The organism is Streptomyces sp. HSS9-12 (assembly GCF_054963655.1).
The window spans coordinates 49582-71850 of the sequence record NZ_JBUEGC010000031.1 but is presented as its reverse complement, the minus strand read 5'-3'; the positions used below and the strand labels follow the sequence as shown (position 1 = coordinate 71850).

The following is a 22269-nucleotide window of genomic DNA, read 5'->3' as shown; positions in this document are numbered from 1 at the left end:
AAGTACGCGTTTTTACGAAACGTTGACCCCGAAGTCTAGAGCGATGCCCCGGAGCCCGGACGCGTACCCCTGGCCCACGGCCCGGAACTTCCATTCCCCGCCGTAGCGGTAGACCTCGCCGAAGATCATCGCGGTCTCGGTGGACGCGTCCTCGCTGAGGTCGTAGCGGGCGAGCTCGGAGCCGTCGGCCTGGTTCACCACCCGGATGAAGGCGTTGCTGACCTGGCCGAAACTCTGGCCGCGAAGGTCCGCCTCATGGATGGACACGGGGAAGACGATCTTGTCGACCTGAGGCGGCACCTTGGAGAGGTCCACAAGGATCGTCTCGTCGTCGCCCTCGCCCTCACCCGTGAGGTTGTCGCCGGTGTGCTCGACCGAGCCGTCCGGACTTCTGAGGTTGTTGTAGAAGACGAACCACTCGTCGCCCAGCACGCGTCCGGCTGTGCACAGCAGCGCGCTGGCGTCGAGATCGAACGGCGCGCCTGTGGTGGAGCGCGCGTCCCAGCCCAGCCCGATCATCACCTGTGTCAGGTTCGGCGCGGCCTTCGAGAGGGAGACGTTGCCTCCCTTGGCAAGCGTGACGCCCATGGATCCTGTTCCTCCCCGGGTGCTGTGCCCCAGCCGCGTCCGGCGCCGCACCGCCCATGGCAGGGAGGCGCGGCGCCGGAGACGTCTGTACGGCTCAGACGTTGACGCCGAAGTCCTGCGCGATACCGCGCAGACCTGAGGCATACCCCTGGCCGATGGCTCGGAACTTCCACTCCGCGCCGTTGCGGTACAGCTCGCCGAAGACCATGGCCGTCTCGGTCGAGGCGTCCTCGCTGAGGTCGTAACGAGCGAGCTCGTTGCCGTCGGCCTGGTTCACCACGCGGATGAAGGCGTTGCGCACCTGGCCGAAGCTCTGCTGGCGGGTGTCCGCGTCGTAGATGGAGACCGGGAACACGATCTTGTGGACCTCGGCCGGCACGGCGCCCAGGTTCACCTTGATCTGCTCGTCGTCGCCCTCGCCCTGACCGGTGAGGTTGTCGCCGGTGTGCTCGACCGAGCCGTCCGGGCTTTTGAGGTTGTTGAAGAAGATGAAGTGCTGGTCGGAGACGACCTTGCCCTCGGCGTCGGTCAACAGGGCGCTGGCGTCGAGGTCGAAGTCGGTGCCGGTGGTGGTGCGGACGTCCCATCCCAGACCGACGGTGACCGCGGACAGACCCGGCGCCTCCTTGGTCAGTGAGACGTTGCCGCCCTTGCTGAGGCTGACTCCCACGAGTCCTCCCATAGGTTTCGAGGGGTGTATGTGGCGAACCTGCACCCCCGTCGTGCTGGCATCGGGGTCAACGATCGACCCTGGTGAGCGGTTCCCGGGAGTGTCCCGGGAACCGGGACTACAGGCTTTCCAGGGCCTGGGCGTACTCGTTCAGGTCACGGGCGTCGGGCAGACCGTTGACGACGGTCCAGCGCACCACGCCCTCCTTGTCGATGATGAAGGTGCCGCGCACGGCGCAGCCCTTGTCCTCGTCGAAGACCTCGTAGGCGCGGGAGACCTCGCCGTGCGGCCAGAAGTCCGACAGCAGCGGGTAGTCCAGGCCCTCCTGCTCGGCGAAGACGCGCAGGGAGAACGGGGCGTCGTTGGAGACGGCCAGCAGCTGCACATCGTCGTTGACGAACTTGGGCAGCTCGTCGCGCAGGGCGCACAGCTCGCCGGTGCAGACCCCGGTGAAAGCGAACGGGTAGAAGAGCAGGACGACGTTCTTCTCGCCCCGGAAGTCCGACAGCCGCACAGTCTGCCCGTGCTGGTTCCTCAGCTCGAAGTCCGGAGCCTTGGCACCGACCGCGATCGCCATGAGCGTAAATCCCTTCGTTGGGCTCAGCTGGTGGACCCCACACTAGGCCCCTGCCGGGCCGGGGCCCGCAGCAGTCCCCGGCCCTTGCGCCGCGCGGCACAACAGCGCCGCGCGGCACAACAGCGCCGCGCGGCACAACAGCGCCGCGCGGCACAACAGCGCCCCCGGCCGCATGGGCCGGGGGCGTGCCGGGGGTAGGCATGGCGTCGGGCAGGCCGGATCAGGAGCTGGGACGTTTCGAAACGTCCGCCTGCCCGCGGACCGGCCCGCCCGGGAGGGCCTAGCGCTTGCCGGAGCGCGCGGCCTTGGGGGTGACGAGACGGCTGCCGGTCCAGTCCTTGCCGGCGTTGACGCTGCTGGTCTGGGCCAGCCCGGCCGTCTTCGCGGCTTCGCCGATGTCGCTCGGCTCGACGTATCCGTCACGGCCCGTCTTCGGCGTCAGCAGCCAGACCGGGGATCCGGGGTCGATCATGGCGGTGGCGTCCACCAGCGCGTCCGTCAGATCGCCGTCTTCGTCGCGGAACCACAGCACAACGGCGTCGGCAACGTCGTCGTAGTCCTCGTCGACGAGCTCCTGGCCGATCAAGGCCTCGATACCCTCGCGGAGCTCCTGCTCGACATCGTCGTCGTAGCCGATCTCCTGGACCACCTGCCCGGGCTGGAAACCCAGCCTTGCGGCAGGGTTGGTCCGCTCCTCCGCGTGGTCCGCGGTCGCGCTCACGGATTGCCTCCTGTCAGTTTCGAGACGTTAGGTGTGCTCCTCGCACGTGCGCGAGGTATTGGCCGTAGTCCACACGGGCCGGGCGGATCGCGCAAGTACCCAGCCACGGATCCCGCCCAAACGTATGGGGGCAGCTCCTATACGGAGTTATGCGGAGCATACGGAGTTATGGGGGAGTCTCGCCTCAAGGTTCGCGCCCCGGAGTGAGGCGCGCCACTGCGATATGCCCGGTTTGCGAGGTCCTGGGTGCGCGCTGCGCCGTTCGGGGCGGGCGACGGCTTTCCGGGGCGCAGATCACCGCCGACATGGGCGTATGGTTGCGATTTGGACGACTGCCTGCGGCGTGCCCACCCCGCCAGTCTCACGGAGTGGCAGTTACCACCCGGTAGAGATGACGTTGTCCGGCCTCCCGGTACACGATGGAGGCGGCGCGACACAGCAGAGCAATATTCGAACAAACGAAGGAACAGCGTGGCTTCCGGATCCGATCGCAACCCGATCATCATTGGCGGCCTTCCCAGTCAGGTCCCGGATTTTGATCCCGAAGAGACCCGGGAATGGCTCGACTCGCTCGATGCTGCCATCGACGAGCGAGGCCGTGAGCGTGCCCGCTACCTCATGCTCCGCCTGATCGAGCGTGCGCGCGAGCGGCGTGTGGCCGTGCCCGAGATGCGCAGCACGGACTACGTGAACACGATCGCCACCAAGGACGAGCCGTTCTTCCCGGGCAACGAGGAGATCGAGCGCAAGATCCTCAACGCGACCCGTTGGAACGCTGCCGTGATGGTCTCCCGCGCCCAGCGCCCGGGGATCGGGGTCGGCGGCCACATCGCCACCTTCGCCTCTTCGGCCTCGCTCTACGACGTGGGCTTCAACCACTTCTTCCGCGGCAAGGACGCGGGCGACGGCGGCGACCAGATCTTCTTCCAGGGCCACGCCTCACCTGGCATCTACGCCCGCGCCTACCTGCTGGACCGCCTGAGCGAGAAGCAGCTCGACGCCTTCCGCCAGGAGAAGTCGAAGTTCCCCAACGGTCTGTCCAGCTACCCGCACCCGCGGCTGATGCCGGACTTCTGGGAGTTCCCGACGGTCTCCATGGGCCTCGGCCCGATCGGCGCGATCTACCAGGCGCGGATGAACCGCTACATGCACGCGCGCGGCATCGCCGACACCTCCAACTCGCACGTGTGGGCCTTCCTCGGCGACGGCGAGATGGACGAGCCCGAGTCGCTGGGCCAGCTGACCCTGGCCGCGCGCGAGGGCCTGGACAACCTGACCTTCGTCGTCAACTGCAACCTGCAGCGCCTCGACGGCCCGGTGCGCGGCAACGGCAAGATCATCCAGGAGCTGGAGTCGGTCTTCCGCGGTGCGGGCTGGAACGTCATCAAGCTCATCTGGGACCGCTCCTGGGACCCGCTGCTCGCCCAGGACCGCGACGGTGTGCTGGTCAACAAGCTGAACACCACCCCGGACGGCCAGTTCCAGACGTACGCCACCGAGTCCGGCGCGTACATCCGCGAGCACTTCTTCGGCGACGATCTGCGGCTGCGCAAAATGGTCGAGAACATGACCGATGACCAGATCCTGCACCTGGGCCGCGGCGGTCACGACCACAAGAAGATCTACGCGGCGTACGCGGCGGCCAAGGCGCACAAGGGCCAGCCGACCGTGATCCTCGCGCAGACCGTCAAGGGCTGGACGCTCGGCCCGAACTTCGAGGGCCGCAACGCGACCCACCAGATGAAGAAGCTGACGGTCGACGACCTCAAGCGCTTCCGCGACCGGCTGCACCTGCCGATCTCCGACAAGGAGCTCGAGTCCGGCCTGCCGCCGTACTACCACCCGGGCCGGGACTCCGAGGAGATCCAGTACATGCACGACCGCCGCAAGGCGCTGGGCGGCTATGTGCCCACCCGCGTCGTGCGGTCCAAGCCGCTGAACCTCCCGGGCGACAAGACCTACGCGCCGATCAGGAAGGGGTCCGGCAGCCAGAAGATCGCCACCACGATGGCGTTCGTCCGGCTGCTGAAGGACCTCATGCGGGACAAGGAGATCGGCCACCGGTTCGTGCCGATCGCGCCGGACGAGTACCGCACCTTCGGTATGGACTCGCTCTTCCCGTCGGCGAAGATCTACAACCCGCTGGGCCAGCAGTACGAGTCCGTGGACCGCGAGCTGCTGCTGGCGTACAAGGAGTCGCCGACCGGCCAGATGCTGCACGACGGCATCTCCGAGGCGGGCTGCACGGCCTCGCTGATCGCGGCGGGCTCCGCGTACGCCACGCACGGCGAGCCGCTGATCCCGGTGTACGTCTTCTACTCGATGTTCGGGTTCCAGCGCACCGGTGACCAGTTCTGGCAGATGGCCGACCAGCTCGCGCGCGGCTTCGTGCTGGGTGCGACCGCCGGCCGTACGACCCTGACCGGTGAGGGCCTGCAGCACGCGGACGGCCACTCGCAGCTGCTCGCCTCGACCAACCCGGCGGTCGTCGCGTACGACCCCGCGTTCGGCTACGAGATCGCCCACATCGTCAAGGACGGTCTGCGCCGGATGTACGGCGAGAACAGCGAGGACGTCTTCTACTACCTCACCGTCTACAACGAGCCGATCACGCACCCGGCCGAGCCGGAGAATGTGGACGTCGAGGGCATCCTCAAGGGCCTCTACCGGTTCGCTCCGGGCGAGAAGGGCGAGATCCCGGCGCAGATCCTGGCCTCGGGCGTGGCGGTGCCGTGGGCCGTGGAGGCGCAGCGGATCCTGGCCGAGGAGTGGAACGTACGCGCCGACGTCTGGTCGGCGACCTCCTGGAACGAGCTGCGGCGCGAGGCGGTCGCGGCCGAGGAGCACAACCTGCTGCACCCGGAGGAGGAGCAGCGCGTCCCGTACGTGACGCGGAAGCTCGCCGGGGCGGAGGGTCCGAAGGTGGCCGTGTCCGACTGGATGCGGGCCGTCCCGGACCAGATCGCGCGCTGGGTGCCGGGCACGTACCAGTCGCTGGGCGCCGACGGCTTCGGCTTCGCGGACACGCGGGGCGCGGCGCGCCGGTACTTCCACATCGACGCGCAGTCGATCGTGCTGGGGGTGCTCACGGAGCTGGCCAAGGAGGGCAAGATCGACCGCTCGGCGCTGAAGCAGGCGATCGACCGCTACCAGCTGCTCGACGCGGCAGCGGCCGACCCGGGCCCTGCGGGCGGCGACGCATGATCCTTTGACACCACCGACCGTCGGGGCCCCGGCCGGCAGTGCCGGTCGGGGCCCCGACGGTCGGTGCTGAGAACTCAGCGCTCCCAGATCTTGAAGGCGCGGATCTGGTACGCCGACTCCGGCATCCAGGAGCCCGACGGGTGGGTGTCGAACTCGCCCGTCTCGCCGCACTCGGCGTCCTGGTACGTGGTGACGGGCCGCCCCGTGCGGTTGGCGAGCGACTGCGCCGTGGTGCCCTCGGGCAGCCGGACGCAGCTCTCCATGTCGGTCTGGGACAGCTCATGGGTCTCCCGGCCGCCGCGGAAGTTCTCCTTCTCCCACAGACACAGCTCTCCCGCCGCGCAGTCGCCCAGCCGTGGACTCGCGGTGGCCGCGGCCGCCGACGGGATGGGGCCGGCGGCCAGCGCGGCGGCGGCCGCCGTCGCGGCCAGAACGCTCATGGACAGCATGCGGCGCATGTAGATCACTCCCCGTGGATACGACAACGACGGCCCGCCGGGGAGTCAGGACCCGCGGCGGGCTCGTGAAGGAGCCTCGCTGCCGTACGGGGCCGCTGCCAAGGGCCGCCGTCCCGGATCACCCGGATAGGTGACGGCTGCACCCGCCCCGTCCGGCACAGCGCCACGCCCTGGATCTCCGGGGTATATGTCAGCCGCCGACAGTTGACACAACTCAGCTCGACGAGTCAGCGGCCGCCAGGTGGCCCACAGGTATGGTGAGCAGCAAAAACGCGGTCAGGAGAGGGGCTGCCGGGTGCAGACTCAGCAGGTGACGGCGCCGATCGGGCTCCGCGAACGCAAGAAGCAGCGCACTCGTAACGCCCTGGTGCGGGCAGCGCTCGAGCTCTTCACACAGAACGGTTACGAGCACACGACCGTCGACGAGATCACGGACGCCGTCGAGGTCTCCCAGCGCACCTTCTTCCGCTACTTCGCCAGCAAGGAGCAAGTCGCCTTCGCCGTACAGGATGTGGCGGAGTCTCACTTCTTCTCCGCCCTCTGCGCCCGCCCCGCCGACGAGGGTCCGATCACGGCGCTGCGCCGCGCCGTCGGTACCGCCTGGGACACCATCACCGACGCCATCGGGGACTTCGTCCCGCCCGAGCTGTACATGCGCATGTACCAGGTCATCGAGTCGACCCCGGCCCTGGTCGCCGTCCATCTGCGCCGGTGGGCCGAGCTGGAGGAGCGACTCGTCCGGGAGATCGCCCGCCGCGAGGGCCTGGACGTGGACGCCGACCCGCGGCCGCGCGTACTGGTCGCCGCGTTCAGCGGTGTGATGCGGGTCACCGGACGGGTCTGGGGTGCCGGAGGAGATGTCAGCGTGGAAGCGCTCCGAGAGATCACCGAGAGCTATCTCGATCACCTCGCCCCCGCTCTGGCCGGTGAATGGAGCGCTCACGGGGCGTCACACGCAACACGGCCCGAATGCCCGATGTGACGGCAATTACCCCCGCCAAAACGTGAGATGCCTCACGGCCTTACGCATGCACCCCCATGCGTCTCCTAGGGTGTCCCGCAGTGTCTTCCTTCGCTGAGCTCGGCTCCTCCCCCCACACAACCTTGTCCGGCAACTCCGCGGTCTGGCGGGCCATGCTGGCGCTGGCCGTGGTGTTCGTCCTGCTGGCCACGACCGGCTGGACCGCCATCCGCAACCACAGCCCCGACCGCGGCCCGCGCGCCACAGCGCTCGAGGCCTGGCGCCACGGCTCCATCGACGGCCGCGACCTCCCCGACCCGGAGGCCGACCCCACCACCGTCGCGCGCTTCTTCAGCTCGCTGACGCCCGCCCAGCGTTCCCGGCTGGCCGAGGAGTACCCGCTGGTCGTCGGCAATCTCGGCGGTGCACCGCTGGAGCTGCGCTACCAGGCGAACCGGATCGCCCTCGCCCAGGCGCGCAACGACGAGCAGCAGCGCATGAACGACCCCCGGCTCACCCCGCGGGGCCGGCAGCAGGCCGGGCGCCTGATGCACCGCTTCGAGTCGATGCTCAGCAGTGGACGGCAGATCCTCGCCTTCGACCCCACGGGCTCCGGCCGCGCCGCCGAGGTCTTCGGCGATCTCGCCCACGCCCGGCAGGTGTCGGTCGTGGTGCCCGGGGTGGACACCAGCCTGGCGACCTTCGAGCGCACCGAGCGCCCGTACAGCGCGCCCGTCGGCATGGCGCGCGCCCTGTACGACGCCGAGGTCGGGACACAGCCGAACGCCCGTACCGCTGTGATCGCCTGGGCCGACTACACCGCCCCGGTCGGCCTGGGCATGGACGCCGCCACGGGCCGGCTCGCCGAGCAGGGCGCCATAGGGCTGCGCTCCCTGACCGAGCAGCTGCCCGGCGCCGAGCGCATCTCGCTGTTCTGCCACAGCTACGGCTCCGTGGTGTGTGGTGTCGCGGCGCGCCTGCTGCCCCCCAAGGTCACCGACATCGCCGTGTCGGGCAGCCCCGGCATGCGGGCCCAGAGCGCCTCCGGGCTCGGCACCCGGGCCCGTGTCTGGGCCACGCGGGACGCCGACGACTGGATCCAGGACGTCCCCAACATGGAGATCGGGGAGCTGGGACACGGTGCGGACCCGGTCTCGGCCGGCTTCGGGGCGCGCGTGCTGTCCGCCGACGGCGCCGTCGGTCACGCGGGCTACTTCACACCCGGCACGGTGAGCCTGGAGAACTTCGCCAGGATCGGGGTGGGCGAGCTGACCTTGGTGAACTGCGCCAGCACCGACCCCGACTGTACGAGCGGTGACCGCGGGACCCTGCAGACAGCGGCATGACGCGAGCCTGTCGGAAAGGGGACGATCGGGCCACTCCCGCATACGATGAGCCGCATGGGTGATGTGCTGGCCGGTTTTCACACCGTCTGGGAGTTCGACACGGACTCCGTGCTCATCCGCTTCGAACGGGGGATCCGCACGCCGAAGCTCTTCCACGCGCTGGGTGAGCGACGCATTCCCTACGAGGCGGTGGCAGCCGTGGAGCTCACTCCCGGCAAACGGGGGACCGTGGTGCTGCGCGCCGTTCCCCGCCTCGGGGCCGATCCGCTGATGGAAGCGGCGGGCGGGCAGCTCAGAGAGGGCAACGACCCGTACCGGCTGGTGCTGCCCGCCGAGCGCGAGACGCTTGCCGAGTACTACGCCGACGAGATGCGGGCCGCGCTGAGCGACGCCGCGAGCGAGCCCGCGCACCGCCATCTGGTCTCCGCGCCCCGGCCGCCGCGCGCCTTCAAGGCGTACGACGGGAAGGCGTCCTTCGACGGGCAGGCCGTCGCCTTCCGCTGGTTCTGGACGGGGGCCTCCTCGGCGAAGTGGAAGGCCGGGGACCAGACGTTCCCCGTGACCGAACTGGCCGACGTCGAATGGCGCTCGCCGGAGGTCTTCAACGGGCATCTGCGGCTCGTACCGCGGGGGGCGGGGAGCGAGACGCAGGCGGGCGAGGCGGATCAGGATCCCGCGGCCGTCGTCTTCGGGCTCGGCTACGGGCCGGTGCACGAGTCGCTGCCGTTCGCGGCGGCCGTGCTGGAGGCCGTACGGGCTGCCGCTCCCGATGAGGACCGGTCGTCGGTACGCGTACACCACCGGGCGGCGGCGGTGGCCGAGACGGCTCGCCCGGCACCGGCGGACATCGCGGACCGCATTCGTCACCTGGGGGCGCTGCATGAGGCAGGGCTGCTGACGGACCATGAGTTCACGGCCAAGAAGGCAGAGCTGCTCGCCGAGCTGTGACCTCGCCGGTCGGGCCGTTTCAGGCGACCCCAGCCACCACGCGCCTGGGGCGCCCGACGCAACGTGGCTGGGCCTTGAGCTCCCGCGGCCGCGAGCCCGGCGCGCGTCTTCAGGGGCGGGTGGGCGGGAGAACGACACGCGCCGCGGGCGCATGCCCCGCAGGACCGGCGCTTGCCCCGCGGCGATGCGCCCCCGTCGACGGCATCGCCGCCGGGCGTCCGCGCTACTCCCGGCCCGCCGAGGTGTGGGACATGTCCGGGTAGCGACCGCCCGCGACCTTCCCGGCTATCGGCTCCAGCAGCGCCAGCTCCTCCTCCGCGAGCTGAATACGGGTCGCCACCACGTTCTCCTCCACCCGGCTGCGCTTGCGCGTCCCCGGAATCGGCACCACCGACAGCCCGTGCACCTGCGCCTGCCGGTGCACCCAGGCCAAGGCGATCTGCCCCAGCGAGGTGCGGCGGGCCTCCGCCACGCTGCGCACCGGCTCCAGCAGCGCCGCGTTCGCCGCCGCGTTGGCGCCGGTGAAGCGCGGCTGCGTCCTCCGCCAGTCGTCCGCCGACAGCTCGGTGTCGGCGTGCACGAACGCCCCCGTCAGAAAGCCGCGGCCCAGCGGCGAGTACGGCACGAACGTGACGCCCAGCTCCGCCGCCGCCGGCACCGCCGTGCGCTCCACGTCACGGCTGAAGATCGACCACTCCGACTGGAGCGCCGCGATCGGGTGCACGGCGTGCGCGGCGCGCAGCTCATCGCCCGTGACCTCGCTCAGGCCGAGGTGCTTGACCTTGCCCTCCTGGACCAGCTCGGCCATCGCGCCGACGGTCTCCTCGATCGGCACGTTCACATCGCGCCGGTGCATGTAGTACAGGTCGATCTCGTCGATGCCGAGCCGCCGGAGGCTGCCCTCCACGGCCGCGCGGATGTACGGGCGGTCGTTGCGGATGCCGCGCTTGGTCGGGTCGTCGGGGTCCATCACGACGGCGAACTTCGTGGCCACCACGACCTCTTCGCGGTGCGCCCGCACGAACGGCGCGATGAACCGCTCGTTCTCCCCCATGCCGTACATATCGGCGGTGTCGTACAGCGTGACGCCCAGCTCCAGGGCCCGCTCCAGCGTGGCCCGCGCCTCGGTCTCGTCCGTCGGCCCGTACGCGAAGCTCATGCCCATACAGCCGAGCCCCTGCACACCGACCTCGGGCCCGCCCGTGCCCAGCGCCACCGTACGCATCTTCTCGTCGCTCATCGGTTCTCAGTCCCCCTCCGACGCCCGTCCGGCGTTCGCATAGAAGTCGATCTTGAAATCGAGGACCGCGAGGGTGTCCCGCAGCTCGTCGATCCTGCGCCGTACGTCCTCGCGATGGGCCTGCAGCAGCGCCTGCCGCTCCGCGAAGGTGTGCTCGCCCTCGCGCACCAGCTGGGCGTAGCGGACCATGTCCGCGACCGGCATGCCCGTCAGCCGCAGCTTGCCGACGAGGTTCAGCCAGTCCAGGTCCTTGTTGCTGTACCGGCGCTGCCCTGTGTGCGACCGGTCGACGTGCGGCATCAGACCGATCCGCTCGTACCAGCGCAGGGTGTGCGCGCTGAGACCGGTCCAGGCCACGACCTCGCTGATCGTGTACCGGTCCTCACCGGCCGGTCGCGGGTGCGCAGGGGGCGCTGCCTTGCACAGGTGGGGCCGCGTGGGCGCGCTCTCCACCACGGTCATGCCGTCACCGTCCTTCGCTTTTCCGCGTATTCCGTCCGTGCTCCCGAACGATCACAACGCTAGAGAGTTGGAGCGCACTCGAAGCAAGCCGGGACTTGGCGGAAATTCAGCCAGGTTAGGCTCGTTCCCATGGAGAGCCTGCGCATGATCGAGAACTGGCCGGTCCCGACCGCGGCGGCCGCCGTCGTCCGCGCCGACGGCACGGTCGCCGGATCATACGGGCCCACCGGACACCGCTTCGCGCTCGCCTCGGTCACCAAGCCGCTCGCGGCGTACGCGGTGCTCGTCGCGTACGAGGAGGGCGCCGTGGAACTGGACGAGCCCGCGGGACCGGAGGGGTCGACCGTACGCCACCTCCTCGCGCACACCTCCGGGCTGGCCTTCGACGAGCACCGCACGATGGCTGCGCCGGGGACGCGGCGGCTCTACTCGAACGCGGGCTTCGAAGTGCTCGGCGACCACATAGCCAAGGCGACCGACATCCCGTTCGCCGACTACCTCCGGCAGGCGGTCCTGGAGCCGCTGGGCATGACGGCCACGGATCTGCAGGGCTCCCCGGCCAAGGACGGCGTGTCGACGGTCGACGACCTGGTCCGGTTCGCGGCGGAGGTGCAGGCGCCGCGGCTGCTGCATCCGCAGACGGTCGCCGAGGCCACCGAGGTCGCCTTCCCCGGGCTGTCGGGGGTGCTGCCGGGCTACGGCCACCAGAAGCCGAACGACTGGGGGCTCGGATTCGAGATCCGCGACGGGAAGTCCCCGCACTGGACGGGGGGTGCGTCGTCGCCGCGTACGTTTGGGCACTTCGGGCAATCCGGGACGTTCTTGTGGGTGGACCCAGACGCAGGGGCGGCGTGTGTCGCGCTTACGGACCGGGCGTTCGGGCCATGGGCGATTGAGGCGTGGCCGCCCTTCACCGATGCGGTTCTGGCCGAGCTCCGCTCGTCCTAGGAAACGGCCGCCACCGCTTTCCCTGCGGGGCCGGGGGCCACCTCATGCGGCGCTCCGCGCCGGGCCCTTCTCCACGCCACGCCTGGCGCGCCAAGCTCCCCGCGTCCGGGACGCGGCCCCATCCAGCGCTCCGCGCCGGTACTTTCCCGCCTACCCGCCCCAATCTTCGGGCAGGTAGGCGGAAAACAACCGCGCCGGAGGCGCGGGCCGGGGGTGCTCCGGGCTCTGGGGCCCGACATCGCACACGAACCTCGCGTTCGCCCCCCTCGGCGGGCATGCACGCCCAGCCATGGCACGAACGGCGCCCGAGCGCTGCCCGCCCAACGGGAAAATCCGCACCGGAGGCGCGGGCTACGGCATCTCCCAGACCAGCAGCTCGGTTCCGCCGGGACCCGCGGTCACCTCGCGATCGCGGCACGCGGCGAGCCGGGCCGCGTCCCCGGGTGCCAACACCTCATCGCCGAGCCGCAGTTCACCCCGCACCACATGCGCATACACCCACGGCGCCGCCGGCAGCCCGCTCCGCTCCCCCGGCGCCAGCCGCCGTACGTGTAGCACCGCGCCCGCGCGCTCCAGCGCATACGGTGTCCCGTCGGCGATGCCGCGCACCACCTCGTACTCGGGCCTGCCGCCCGGCCGCTCGGGCACCAGCCACATCTGGACGAAGACCAGCGGCTCGTCGCCGTCATTGCGCTCGACATGCCGTACGCCGTCGCCCGCGCTCAGCCGCTGCACATCACCGGCGCGTACCAGCGAGGCATTGCCCTCGGAGTCCCGGTGCGTCAGCTCCCCCGTCACCACCCACGTCACGATCTCCACATCGCGGTGCGGATGCAGCTCGAATCCCGCGCCCGGCGCCAGCCGCTCCTCATTGCATGCGATCAGGGCGCCGAACCGCACGTTGTCCGGGTCGTAGTGGGACCCGAAGGAGAACGCGTGGAGCGTCTCGATCCCGCGCTCAGGTTCACCGCCCCGATACCGTGCATCCGCCCGCCACACCTCTGCCATCGCTCCACGGTAGCTTCCGCTTCCACGCGTCCGGGCTCCCTGCCACTGGCCGGAGCCGCCCCCACCGCCATGGGCCAGACGGAGGAGGACGTCGCTCACCGCGACCGCAGCAGAGCCCCAGCCGCGTCCCCGCCGTCAGCCGGCGAAGAAGCCTGGGGCGATTTCAGCCCCAACACCCCCTTTACCCCCTCCCGGCAGCCCCCGCTGGCCCGCGCACCCGTCCCAATGAGGCAGGCTTGTCCCGTGCCAGATTCCGGATCCGCCGACACTCACCCCCACGCCGCCACGCTACGGCGGCTGGAGAAGTCCTCCGGCCGCCTCGCCGCGAACGCGATCGCCCGCATGGACGAGACGCTGCCGTGGTACCGCGCCATGCCCCCCGAGAACCGGTCCTGGATCGGCCTCGTCGCCCAGGCCGGTATCGCGGCCTTCACCGAGTGGTTCCGGCACCCGGAGACCCCGCAGGCGATCAGCACCGACGTCTTCGGCACCGCACCCCGCGAACTGACCCGCGCGATCACCCTTCGCCAGACCGTGGAGATGGTGCGGACGACCATCGAGGTCATGGAGTCGGCCATCGACGAGGTGGCCGCTCCCGGGGACGAGTCGGCGCTGCGCGAAGCGCTGCTGGTCTACGCGCGCGAGATCGCCTTCGCCACCGCCCAGGTGTACGCGCAGGCCGCCGAAGCCCGCGGCGCCTGGGACGCCCGGCTGGAGTCCCTGGTGGTCAACGCCGTGCTGTCGGGCGAGGCGGACGAGGGCGCGCTCTCGCGCGCCGCCGCGCTGGGCTGGAACTCGCCCGAGCACGTCATGGTCGTCCTCGGCACCGCCCCGGACGGCGACAGCGAGCTGACGGTCGAGGCGATCCGGCGTGCGGCCCGGCACGCCAAGCTCCAGGTGCTCACCGGTGTCCTCGGGGACCGGCTGGTGGTGATCGCGGGCGGCAGCAACGACCCGATCCGTACGGCCAAGGCCCTCATCGGCCCGTTCGCCCCGGGCCCGGTGGTCGCCGGTCCGGTCGTCGGCGATCTGCTCTCGGCGACCCGCTCCGCGCACGCCGCCGCCGCTGGGCTGCGCGCCTGCACCGCCTGGCCGGACGCCCCGCGGCCCGTGCTGGCGGAGGATCTGCTGCCCGAGCGAGCCATGGCGGGCGACGCCTCCGCCCGGGAGCAACTGGTGGAGGAGATCTACAGACCACTGGAGGAGGCGGGCTCGGCGCTGCTGGAGACGCTGAGCGTCTACCTGGAACAGGCGAGCAGCCTCGAGGGAGCGGCCCGGATGTTGTTCGTTCACCCCAACACCGTGCGCTACCGGCTCCGACGTGTGACAGATGTCACCGGATGGTCGCCCTCCGATGTACGGTCAGCGTTCACACTGCGTATCGCCCTCATTCTGGGGCGTCTCGCAGACGCGGAATCACAACTCTAAGCTTTTGTCGGACACCCACAATTCGCCTGACGGTTCTTGGTCCCTGTCCCCACCGGCGGGTCCGGCCGTCCACAAGAGAGAGTGTGAGAGTGCTCGTACTCGTCGCTCCCGGCCAGGGCGCCCAGACGCCCGGCTTCCTGGCTCCGTGGCTTGAACTCCCCGGCGTCACCGAACGCCTGACGGAGTGGTCCGCCGTCATCGACCTCGACCTGGTGCACTACGGCACCAAGGCCGACGCGGAGGAGATCCGCGACACCGCTGTGGCCCAGCCGCTGCTGGTGGCCGCCGGCCTGGTCTCGGCGCAGCAGCTCTTCCAGACCCCGAGTGACGTCGCCCGCCTCGTCGGCGCGGCCTCGGGTCACAGCGTCGGTGAGATCACGGCGGCAGGTATCACCGGCGTCCTGAGCCCCGAGTCCGCGATGTCCCTGGTGCGCCGGCGCGGCCTGGCGATGGCCGAGGCCGCGGCCGTCACCGAGACCGGGATGTCGGCGGTCCTCGGCGGCGACCCGGAGGCCGTGGTCACGCACCTGAAGGACCTTGGTCTGACCCCGGCGAACATGAACGGCGCCGGGCAGATCGTCGCCGCGGGTACCGCCGAGCAGTTGGCGGCCCTCATGGCGGACAAGCCGGAGAAGGCCCGTGTCATCCCGCTGAAGGTGGCCGGCGCGTTCCACACGCACCACATGGCGCCGGCGGTCGCGACGCTGGAGGCCCTGGCCCCCGAGCTGCCGGTCGACGATCCGACGACCCGTTATGTCTCCAACCGGGACGGCCAGGTGGTCGCGACCGGCCAGGAGGTCGTACAGCGGCTGGTGGCCCAGGTGTCCAACCCGGTCCGCTGGGACCTGTGCATGGAGACTTTCCAGGAGCTGGGTGTCACCGCACTGATCGAGGTGTCTCCGGCTGGCACCCTGGTGGGCCTGGCCAAGCGCGCCCTGCCCGGTGTGCGGACCCTGGCCCTGAAGACCCCGGACGACCTCGACGCGGCCCGCACGCTGATCGCCGAAGTGACGTCAGCCGCCGGTGCGGCGGACGCAGCAGCCACGGCCGAATAGGAGCCCCGAGAGCATGACCGCGAAGATCAAGCCAAGCAAGGGTTCGCCGTACGCGCGCATTCTCGGTGTCGGCGGTTACCGCCCGACCCGTGTGGTGCCGAACGAGGAGATCCTGAAGCACATCGACTCCTCCGACGAGTGGATCCGTACCCGCTCGGGGATCGCGACCCGGCACTGGGCAGGGCCCGATGAGACGGTCGCGGAGATGTCCATCGCGGCGGCCGGCAAGGCCATCGCGGACGCCGGCATCACGGCCCAGCAGGTCGGCGCGGTAATCATCTCGACGGTCTCGCACTTCAAGCAGACCCCGGCCATCGCCACGGAGATCGCGGCCCGGCTGGGCACCGACAAGGCGGCCGCCTTCGACATCTCCGCCGCCTGCGCGGGCTTCGGCTACGGCCTGACCATCGCCAAGGGCCTGGTCCTCGAGGGCAGTGCGCAGTACGTGCTGGTGGTCGGTGTGGAGCGGCTGTCGGACCTGACCGATGTGACCGACCGCTCCACCGCCTTCCTCTTCGGCGACGGCGCGGGCGCGGTCATCGTCGGCCCGTCCGAGGAGCCCGGCATGGGTCCCACGGTCTGGGGCTCGGAGGGCGACAAGGCGGACGTCATCACCCAGACCGTCGCATGGGACCGCTTCCGTGTCGGCGACCCCGCCGAGCTGCCGCTCGGTGAGGACGGCGAGCTGAAGTTCCCCGCGATCCGCCAGGAGGGCCAGACGGTCTTCCGCTGGGCGGTGTTCGAGATGGCGAAGGTCGCCCAGCAGGCGCTGGACGCGGCCGGGGTCAGCGCGGACGACCTGGATGTCTTCATTCCGCACCAGGCCAACATGCGGATCATCGACTCGATGGTGAAGACCCTCAAACTGCCGGAGCACGTCACGGTCGCCCGGGACGTGGAGACCACCGGCAACACCTCGGCCGCCTCGATTCCGCTCGCGATGGAGCGGCTGCTGGCGACCGGGCAGGCGAAGAGCGGCGACACCGCGCTCGTCATCGGCTTCGGGGCGGGTCTCGTCTACGCCGCCACGGTCGTTACTCTCCCCTAGGCAGGCCCGGACCTTCCGGGCACTCACTCACCACTGAAACACATCGAAGGAGCGCCACACATGGCCGCCACTCAGGAAGAGATCGTCGCCGGTCTCGCCGAGATCGTGAACGAGATCGCCGGTATTCCGGTCGAGGACGTCCAGCTGGACAAGTCCTTCACCGACGACCTGGATGTCGACTCGCTGTCCATGGTCGAGGTCGTTGTCGCCGCCGAGGAGCGCTTCGACGTGAAGATCCCGGACGACGACGTCAAGAACCTCAAGACCGTGGGTGACGCCACCGAGTACATCCTCAAGCACCAGGCCTGAGCCAGACGCTGTTGTCGCCACCCGGCCGGTGGCGCCGTTGATTCATCGTCCTCGAATCGTGGAGAGAAGAATTCCTGTGAACGCGACCAACCGCACTGTGGTCGTCACCGGTATCGGCGCAACCACACCGCTGGGTGGCGACACCGCATCGACCTGGGAGGGCCTGATCGCGGGCCGTTCCGGAGTCACCCCCCTGCGGCAGGAGTGGGCCGAGCAGCTGCCGGTGCAGATCGCCGCGCAGATCGCCGTGGAGCCGGGCGAGATCATCCCCCGTACGCAGGCCCGCAAGCTGGACCGCTCGGCGCAGTTCGCGCTGATCGCGGCCCGCGAGGCATGGGCGGATGCCGGTTTCACCGGCAAGGCCGGCGAGCCGATGACATCAGCCGCCGGCGCGGCGGGCTCGGTGGACCCGGACCGCCTCGGCTCGGTCATCGCCTCCGGCATCGGCGGTGTGACCACCCTCCTCGACCAGTACGACGTGCTGAAGGAGAAGGGCGTCCGCCGGGTCTCCCCGCACACCGTCCCGATGCTGATGCCGAACAGCCCGTCGGCCAACGTCGGCCTGGAGGTCAACGCCCGGGCGGGCGTGCACACCCCGGTCAGCGCCTGCGCGTCGGGCGCCGAGGCCATCGGCTATGCCGTCGAGATGATCCGCACCGGCCGCGCCGATGTGGTGGTCGCGGGCGGCACCGAGGCGGCGATCCACCCGCTGCCGATCGCCGCGTTCGGCAACATGATGGCGATGTCGAAGAACAACGACGACCCGCAGGGCGCCTCGCGCCCGTACGACACCGCCCGTGACGGCTTCGTGCTCGGCGAGGGCGCCGGTGTGATCGTCCTGGAGTCGGCGGAGCACGCCGCCGCGCGCGGTGCGCGGATCTACGCCGAAGCGCTCGGCCAGGGCATCTCCGCCGACAGCCACGACATCGTGCAGCCCGAGCCCTCCGGCAACGGCATCGCGCACGCCCTGCAGAACCTGCTGGCCCGTACGGACGTCAAGCCGGTGGACATCGTGCACATCAACGCGCACGCCACCTCCACCCCGCAGGGCGACCTCGCGGAGCTGAAGGCGCTGCGCAAGATCTTCGGCGACGATGTGGACCACATGGCCGTGTCCGGCACCAAGTCCATGACCGGCCACCTCCTCGGTGGTGCGGGCGGTGTGGAGACCGTCGCGACCATCCTGGCGCTGCACCACCGGCTCGCCCCGCCGACGATCAACATCGACAACCTCGACCCCGAGGCGGACGCGGACATCGTGCGCGACAAGGCCCGCGCGCTGCCCGAGGGCACGATCGCGGCCCTGAACAACTCGTTCGGCTTCGGCGGCCACAACGTCGTCCTGGCGTTCCGGTCGGTCTGATCCCCGCTTGCCCGTCGCCCACCCGCCCTCCTGCGGAGGGCGGGTGGGCGATGGCTTTCTCCGACGAAGCGCCGGGGCTTACTCCGTGAAACTGGCGAACCAACTGGCCGCCATGTCCTTGTCCCCGTGGCCCTGTTCCTCGGCCCGGCGAAACCGCTCGCGCCCAGCGGCCGCCACATCCAGCCGTACCCGGGCCTCCTCGCCCGCCTCGACGATGAGCTCCGCGTCCTTCTTGGCCGTCGACACCGAGAAGCTGGGAGGGATGTAGGCCCCGGACATGATCACGTCGGCCTTGAACCGGAGATACCCGCAGTCCAGCGCCCCGCCCGCGACCGCGTCCAGGAAGCCCTGCGGCTCCACGCCCAGGCCCTCGGCGAGCGCGAGCGCTTCGGCGACACCGTTGGTGAGAGCCAGTACCCAGCTGTTGCAGACGAGCTTGAGCCGGGTGGCGGCGCCGCTCGCGCTGTCCTCGGCCAGCCAGAGCGTACGGCTCCCCACCGCGTCGAAGACCGGCGCGAGGGTACGGCGGGCCGACGCGGAACCGGCGGCGAGTACGGTCAACTGCCCCTCTTCGGCAGGCTGCCGGGTCCCGAGCACAGGGGAGTCGACGAAGTCGAGGCCGTGTTCGGCGGCGAACGCCGCGAGCGGCTGAAGGTCCGTCAGGCCCACGGTCGTGGACTGGGCCCATACGGTGCCGGGGCTCAGCGAGGCGGCGGCGCTGCGCATCGCGGCGAGCACGGCGGCCGCGTCGAACAGCATGGTGACGATGACATCGACGCCTTCGACGGCGGCCCCCGGGTCGTCGGCGATCCGGGCGCCGTCCGCGGCCAGCGGCTCGGCCTTCTCACGGGTACGGTTCCAGACCCGGACATCCAGCCCGGCGCGGCACAGATTGCGGGCCATGGCCGAGCCCATGATCCCGGTGCCCAGGACTGCTACTGAGGTTCTGTCAGGCATGTCCCGACGGTACGACGTGAACCGTACTCCTGGCCAAGGTGACGCTCGGTAACGGGTGGCGGGATCAGACGACCTGATGCAGCCAGCGGACCGGCGCGCCCTCGCCGGCATAGCGGAAGGGTTCGAGCTCGTCGTCCCACGGCTTGCCGAGCAGCTTGGCGATCTCCGACTCGAGCTCGGTCTCGCCGCGGCTCGCACGGGCGAGCGCGGCGCGCAGCCGGTCCTCGGGGATCAGGATGTCTCCGTGGATACCGGTGACGGCGTGGAAGATGCCCAGGTCCGGAGTGGAGCTGTAGCGCTCGCCCTCGGCGGTGGGGCAGGGCTCGGCGGTGACCTCGAAGCGGAGCAGATGCCAGCCGCGCAGCGCGGAGGCCAGTTTGGAGGCGGTGCCCGGCTCCCCCTGCCAGGAGAACTCGGCGCGCCAGGTCCCCGGAGAGGCCGGCTGTCTGATCCAGTCGAGGCTCACGCGCACGCCAAGGACGCCCGCGACAGCCCATTCGACGTGCGGGCACAGCGCACGCGGTGCGGAGTGCACGTACAGAACTCCACGTGTCGTCACCGGGACCTCCAGTGTGGGACGAGGTTCGCCTTCCCCAGCGGCCTCGTGCCCGTACCGATCGCGTCCGGGACAGCACTTGACATCCTGCCCCAAAGGTCACTTCCGTACCAGCTCCCGAGGTGACTTACAGTAAACACCATGGGGGAGCAATTCTCTTCAAAGTGGACAGCGTGTGACGCGGTGAAGCTTACCGTTGCGTGGAACGTGCACTCTCCTCTGGGTTCGACGGGCCGTCAGGTCGCTTCCCCCGTACGGGGGGTCGCGGCCGGACCGCCACGGGGAAAAGCTACCGTGCGTCAGCGGTCCGCGGGCGACGTACCGTCGGTCTCGGAGTTCAATCCCCAAGCATTCACTCGCGGGGACGCCCCTAACCCCCGATTGGGGAACGCCCGAGCGGCCCAATTCGTCCCCCTAAGGGAAAAGATCAAGCCATCGGCGCTCAACGCCGGAAGGGAGCACGGCATGCGGGACAGCCATCGGCCCGTCCCCGGAGGTGTCCGAAGGCGACTCGCCGCCCTGCTCGCCGCAGCGGCCGTCCTCGCCGGAGCCGGCCTCGTCGGCTGCTCCTCCGGTGACGGGGCGCCGGGCAGCGCCACATCCCCGGCCGCGTCCCGCTCCGAGCACCGCCCCTCCCACCGGCCGGGGCAGGCGTGGAACACCAGCCCCGACTCCATCGCGGCCCTGGGCGACTCCATCACCCGCGCCTTCGACGCCTGCCAGGTGCTGTCCGACTGCCCGAAGGCATCCTGGGCCACGGGCACGGACCCGGCGGTCAACAGCCTGGCCCAGCGACTGCTGAAGACCGCCGGGCGCAACAGCTGGAACCTCGCCCGCACCGGCGCCCGGATGGCCGACCTCCCGCAGCAGATGGCCGCCGCGGTGAACCGGAAGCCGGACCTGGTGACCGTGATGCTGGGCGCCAACGACGCCTGCCGCGACAGCGTCGCCGCCATGACCCCGGTCGCCGACTTCCGCGCCACGTTCGAGAAATCCCTGAAGCAGCTGCGGCAGGCGCTGCCGAAGACGCAGGTGTACGTGGCGAGCGTGCCGGACCTGAAACGGGTCTGGGCCCAGGGGCGGAACAACCCGCGCGGCAAGCAGATCTGGAGCCTTGGCATCTGTGCGTCGATGCTCAGCCGGCCCGATGACATGGACCCGGCGGCGGTGGCCCGGCGGCAGCAGGTGTACGACCGGGTGGTGGCCTACAACACCGCGCTGAAGGAGGTCTGCGGCCGGGACCGGCTGTGCCGCTACGACGGCGGGGATGCCTTCCGCTATCTGTTCTCCCCGCAGCAGCTGAGCGCCTGGGACTGGTTCCACCCCAGCAAGCAGGGCCAGGAGCGGCTGGCTGAGCTGGCGTACCGGCGGGTCACCGCAGCGGCCCCGTAACGGCGCAGCTCAGGCCGGCCGGGACGGCGGCTGGTTCCAGCCGGGGATCTCCTCGGCCTTGTCCATGACCGCAGGCTCATCCGACTGCGCGGGCTCCGGCGGCAGCAGACCGCGGACCAGCAACGTCGCACCCGCGACCGCGCCAGGCATCAGGAAGACCGCGACCAGCGGCAGCAGAAACAGCAGCACCAGCGGTACACCGAAGCCAAGGGTGAGCATCAGCCGCCCGCGCAGCAGTCTCAGGCGCTCGGTGAGCGGGACGCCCCGGCGCTGGAAGGCTACGCCGCTCAGTTCAAGCGCGAGGAAGAAACCGGAGACACAGAAGCCGATGGCCGGTACGACGGTCTGGCCGATGACCGGGATGAAGCCCAGCGCGAAGAGGAGCACCCCGAAGCCCGCAGCGCGCAGCAGCACCCGCACGCTGTCGCGCGCCGAGATCAGCAGCTCGCGCCACAGCGGCATGTCCGGGCCGTCCGGAGCACCGCCCTCGCTCTCCTCGACCTTCTCGGCCAGCTTCTCGTAGAACGGCTCGCCTATCAGGAGCGCCACGGCCGCGAAGGTCACGGCCGCGAACAGCAGTCCGCCGACGAACAGCAGCGCCGTGAGGAAGCCGCGGAAGAGCCCCTGCCACGGCGAGCCCCAGTCGTCGGCGAAGGGGGTGGCCCAGGCCGTCAGGTCATCCGCCCAGAAGCCGAGGCCGACCAGGGCCCCGGCGTAGAGCACCAGGGTGATGAGCGCGGGCAGCAGCCCGAAGCCCCACCACCGGGTGTGCTGGGCAACCCAGCGCTGACCCTTTATGAAGTAGCCGAAGCCCGCCCCGAGATCACGCATGCGGGCACCATATCGGTCGCCTCTGACACACAGCGGCCGAGGGCCGCACCCCCGGCCGCGGGGATGCGGGCCTCGGCTCGTACGCGCTACGGGTCGCCGGATCAGGCGACGTTCAGCGTGACCTCGATATTGCCGCGGGTGGCGTTGGAGTACGGGCACACCTGGTCTTGGGGGCACCTCCCGGCGGTAGCTGGGGGAG

Annotated in this window: 22 protein-coding genes; 11 read left to right on the top strand and 11 right to left on the bottom strand. The window is 70.3% G+C overall.

The features are described from left to right. Positions 1-12: 12 nt before the first annotated feature. The 4 genes from ACY34J_RS18125 to ACY34J_RS18110 form a co-directional block, all read right to left on the bottom strand. Positions 13-588: a TerD family protein gene (locus ACY34J_RS18125; RefSeq protein ID WP_462727506.1), complete on the bottom strand. Its 576-nt coding sequence runs from the start codon at positions 586-588 to the stop codon at positions 13-15. A 94-nt stretch (positions 589-682) separates the two neighbouring features. Continuing rightward, complete coding sequence (locus ACY34J_RS18120) at positions 683-1258, bottom strand: TerD family protein (protein WP_462727507.1); 576 nt, start codon at positions 1256-1258, stop codon at positions 683-685. Positions 1259-1376: 118 nt separating this feature from the next. Next, a complete protein-coding gene (locus tag ACY34J_RS18115) occupies positions 1377-1835 on the bottom strand; it encodes a peroxiredoxin (protein ID WP_462727508.1) in 459 nt (152 codons plus the stop codon). Between the two features lie 280 nt (positions 1836-2115). Beyond that, positions 2116-2556, bottom strand: a complete 441-nt coding sequence (locus tag ACY34J_RS18110; RefSeq protein ID WP_462727509.1) for a DUF3052 domain-containing protein — start codon at positions 2554-2556, stop codon at positions 2116-2118. A 471-nt stretch (positions 2557-3027) separates the two neighbouring features. Between ACY34J_RS18110 and aceE the strand changes: the two genes are divergently transcribed. Then, positions 3028-5760, top strand: coding sequence for a pyruvate dehydrogenase (acetyl-transferring), homodimeric type (aceE, locus tag ACY34J_RS18105; protein ID WP_462727510.1), 2733 nt, complete (start codon positions 3028-3030; stop codon positions 5758-5760). Between the two features lie 74 nt (positions 5761-5834). On the opposite strand, the gene ACY34J_RS18100 is transcribed toward aceE, so the two are convergent. Next, positions 5835-6218: a peptidase inhibitor family I36 protein gene (locus ACY34J_RS18100; RefSeq protein WP_462727567.1), complete on the bottom strand. Its 384-nt coding sequence runs from the start codon at positions 6216-6218 to the stop codon at positions 5835-5837. A gap of 310 nt (positions 6219-6528) precedes the next feature. On the opposite strand from ACY34J_RS18100, the gene ACY34J_RS18095 reads away from it, so the two are divergent. From ACY34J_RS18095 to ACY34J_RS18085, 3 genes are all read left to right on the top strand, one after another. Next, positions 6529-7200: a TetR family transcriptional regulator gene (locus tag ACY34J_RS18095; RefSeq protein WP_462727511.1), complete on the top strand. Its 672-nt coding sequence runs from the start codon at positions 6529-6531 to the stop codon at positions 7198-7200. Between the two features lie 80 nt (positions 7201-7280). Continuing rightward, positions 7281-8525, top strand: coding sequence for an alpha/beta hydrolase (locus tag ACY34J_RS18090; RefSeq protein WP_462727512.1), 1245 nt, complete (start codon positions 7281-7283; stop codon positions 8523-8525). Between the two features lie 54 nt (positions 8526-8579). Beyond that, the gene (locus ACY34J_RS18085) at positions 8580-9473 is read left to right on the top strand and encodes a DUF4429 domain-containing protein (protein ID WP_462727513.1); all 894 of its coding nucleotides are present in this window, start codon (positions 8580-8582) and stop codon (positions 9471-9473) included. A gap of 223 nt (positions 9474-9696) precedes the next feature. On the opposite strand, the gene ACY34J_RS18080 is transcribed toward ACY34J_RS18085, so the two are convergent. Further along, positions 9697-10713, bottom strand: a complete 1017-nt coding sequence (locus ACY34J_RS18080) for an aldo/keto reductase (protein ID WP_462727514.1) — start codon at positions 10711-10713, stop codon at positions 9697-9699. A gap of 6 nt (positions 10714-10719) precedes the next feature. Then, complete coding sequence (locus ACY34J_RS18075) at positions 10720-11175, bottom strand: MerR family transcriptional regulator (RefSeq protein ID WP_462727515.1); 456 nt, start codon at positions 11173-11175, stop codon at positions 10720-10722. Positions 11176-11304: 129 nt separating this feature from the next. On the opposite strand from ACY34J_RS18075, the gene ACY34J_RS18070 reads away from it, so the two are divergent. Then, positions 11305-12123 (top strand): serine hydrolase domain-containing protein, encoded by an 819-nt coding sequence (locus tag ACY34J_RS18070; RefSeq protein ID WP_462727516.1) that lies wholly within the window; start codon positions 11305-11307, stop codon positions 12121-12123. Between the two features lie 351 nt (positions 12124-12474). Here ACY34J_RS18070 and ACY34J_RS18065 read toward each other — a convergent pair whose 3' ends face one another. Next, the gene (locus tag ACY34J_RS18065) at positions 12475-13131 is read right to left on the bottom strand and encodes a pirin family protein (protein ID WP_462727517.1); all 657 of its coding nucleotides are present in this window, start codon (positions 13129-13131) and stop codon (positions 12475-12477) included. Between the two features lie 225 nt (positions 13132-13356). On the opposite strand from ACY34J_RS18065, the gene ACY34J_RS18060 reads away from it, so the two are divergent. From ACY34J_RS18060 to ACY34J_RS18040, 5 genes are all read left to right on the top strand, one after another. Then, the gene (locus ACY34J_RS18060; protein WP_462727518.1) at positions 13357-14559 is read left to right on the top strand and encodes a PucR family transcriptional regulator; all 1203 of its coding nucleotides are present in this window, start codon (positions 13357-13359) and stop codon (positions 14557-14559) included. Positions 14560-14648: 89 nt separating this feature from the next. Further along, positions 14649-15614, top strand: a complete 966-nt coding sequence (locus ACY34J_RS18055) for an ACP S-malonyltransferase (RefSeq protein WP_462727519.1) — start codon at positions 14649-14651, stop codon at positions 15612-15614. Positions 15615-15627: 13 nt separating this feature from the next. Beyond that, entirely contained in the window at positions 15628-16662 is a 1035-nt protein-coding gene (locus tag ACY34J_RS18050) for a beta-ketoacyl-ACP synthase 3 (RefSeq protein WP_462727520.1), read from the top strand. Positions 16663-16722: 60 nt separating this feature from the next. After that, positions 16723-16971 (top strand): acyl carrier protein, encoded by a 249-nt coding sequence (locus ACY34J_RS18045; protein WP_004988657.1) that lies wholly within the window; start codon positions 16723-16725, stop codon positions 16969-16971. Positions 16972-17047: 76 nt separating this feature from the next. Next, complete coding sequence (locus ACY34J_RS18040; protein ID WP_462727521.1) at positions 17048-18334, top strand: beta-ketoacyl-[acyl-carrier-protein] synthase family protein; 1287 nt, start codon at positions 17048-17050, stop codon at positions 18332-18334. A gap of 78 nt (positions 18335-18412) precedes the next feature. On the opposite strand, the gene ACY34J_RS18035 is transcribed toward ACY34J_RS18040, so the two are convergent. Next, positions 18413-19291: an NAD(P)-dependent oxidoreductase gene (locus ACY34J_RS18035; protein WP_462727522.1), complete on the bottom strand. Its 879-nt coding sequence runs from the start codon at positions 19289-19291 to the stop codon at positions 18413-18415. Between the two features lie 64 nt (positions 19292-19355). Then, complete coding sequence (locus tag ACY34J_RS18030) at positions 19356-19850, bottom strand: DUF3145 domain-containing protein (protein ID WP_462727523.1); 495 nt, start codon at positions 19848-19850, stop codon at positions 19356-19358. Between the two features lie 462 nt (positions 19851-20312). Here ACY34J_RS18030 and ACY34J_RS18025 point away from each other — a divergent pair, with 462 nt between their 5' ends. Continuing rightward, positions 20313-21239: an SGNH/GDSL hydrolase family protein gene (locus ACY34J_RS18025; protein WP_462727524.1), complete on the top strand. Its 927-nt coding sequence runs from the start codon at positions 20313-20315 to the stop codon at positions 21237-21239. Between the two features lie 9 nt (positions 21240-21248). Here the strand turns inward: ACY34J_RS18025 and ACY34J_RS18020 are convergent, their stop codons facing one another. Continuing rightward, positions 21249-22070, bottom strand: a complete 822-nt coding sequence (locus tag ACY34J_RS18020) for an EI24 domain-containing protein (protein ID WP_462727525.1) — start codon at positions 22068-22070, stop codon at positions 21249-21251. Between the last annotated feature and the right edge of the window lie 199 nt (positions 22071-22269).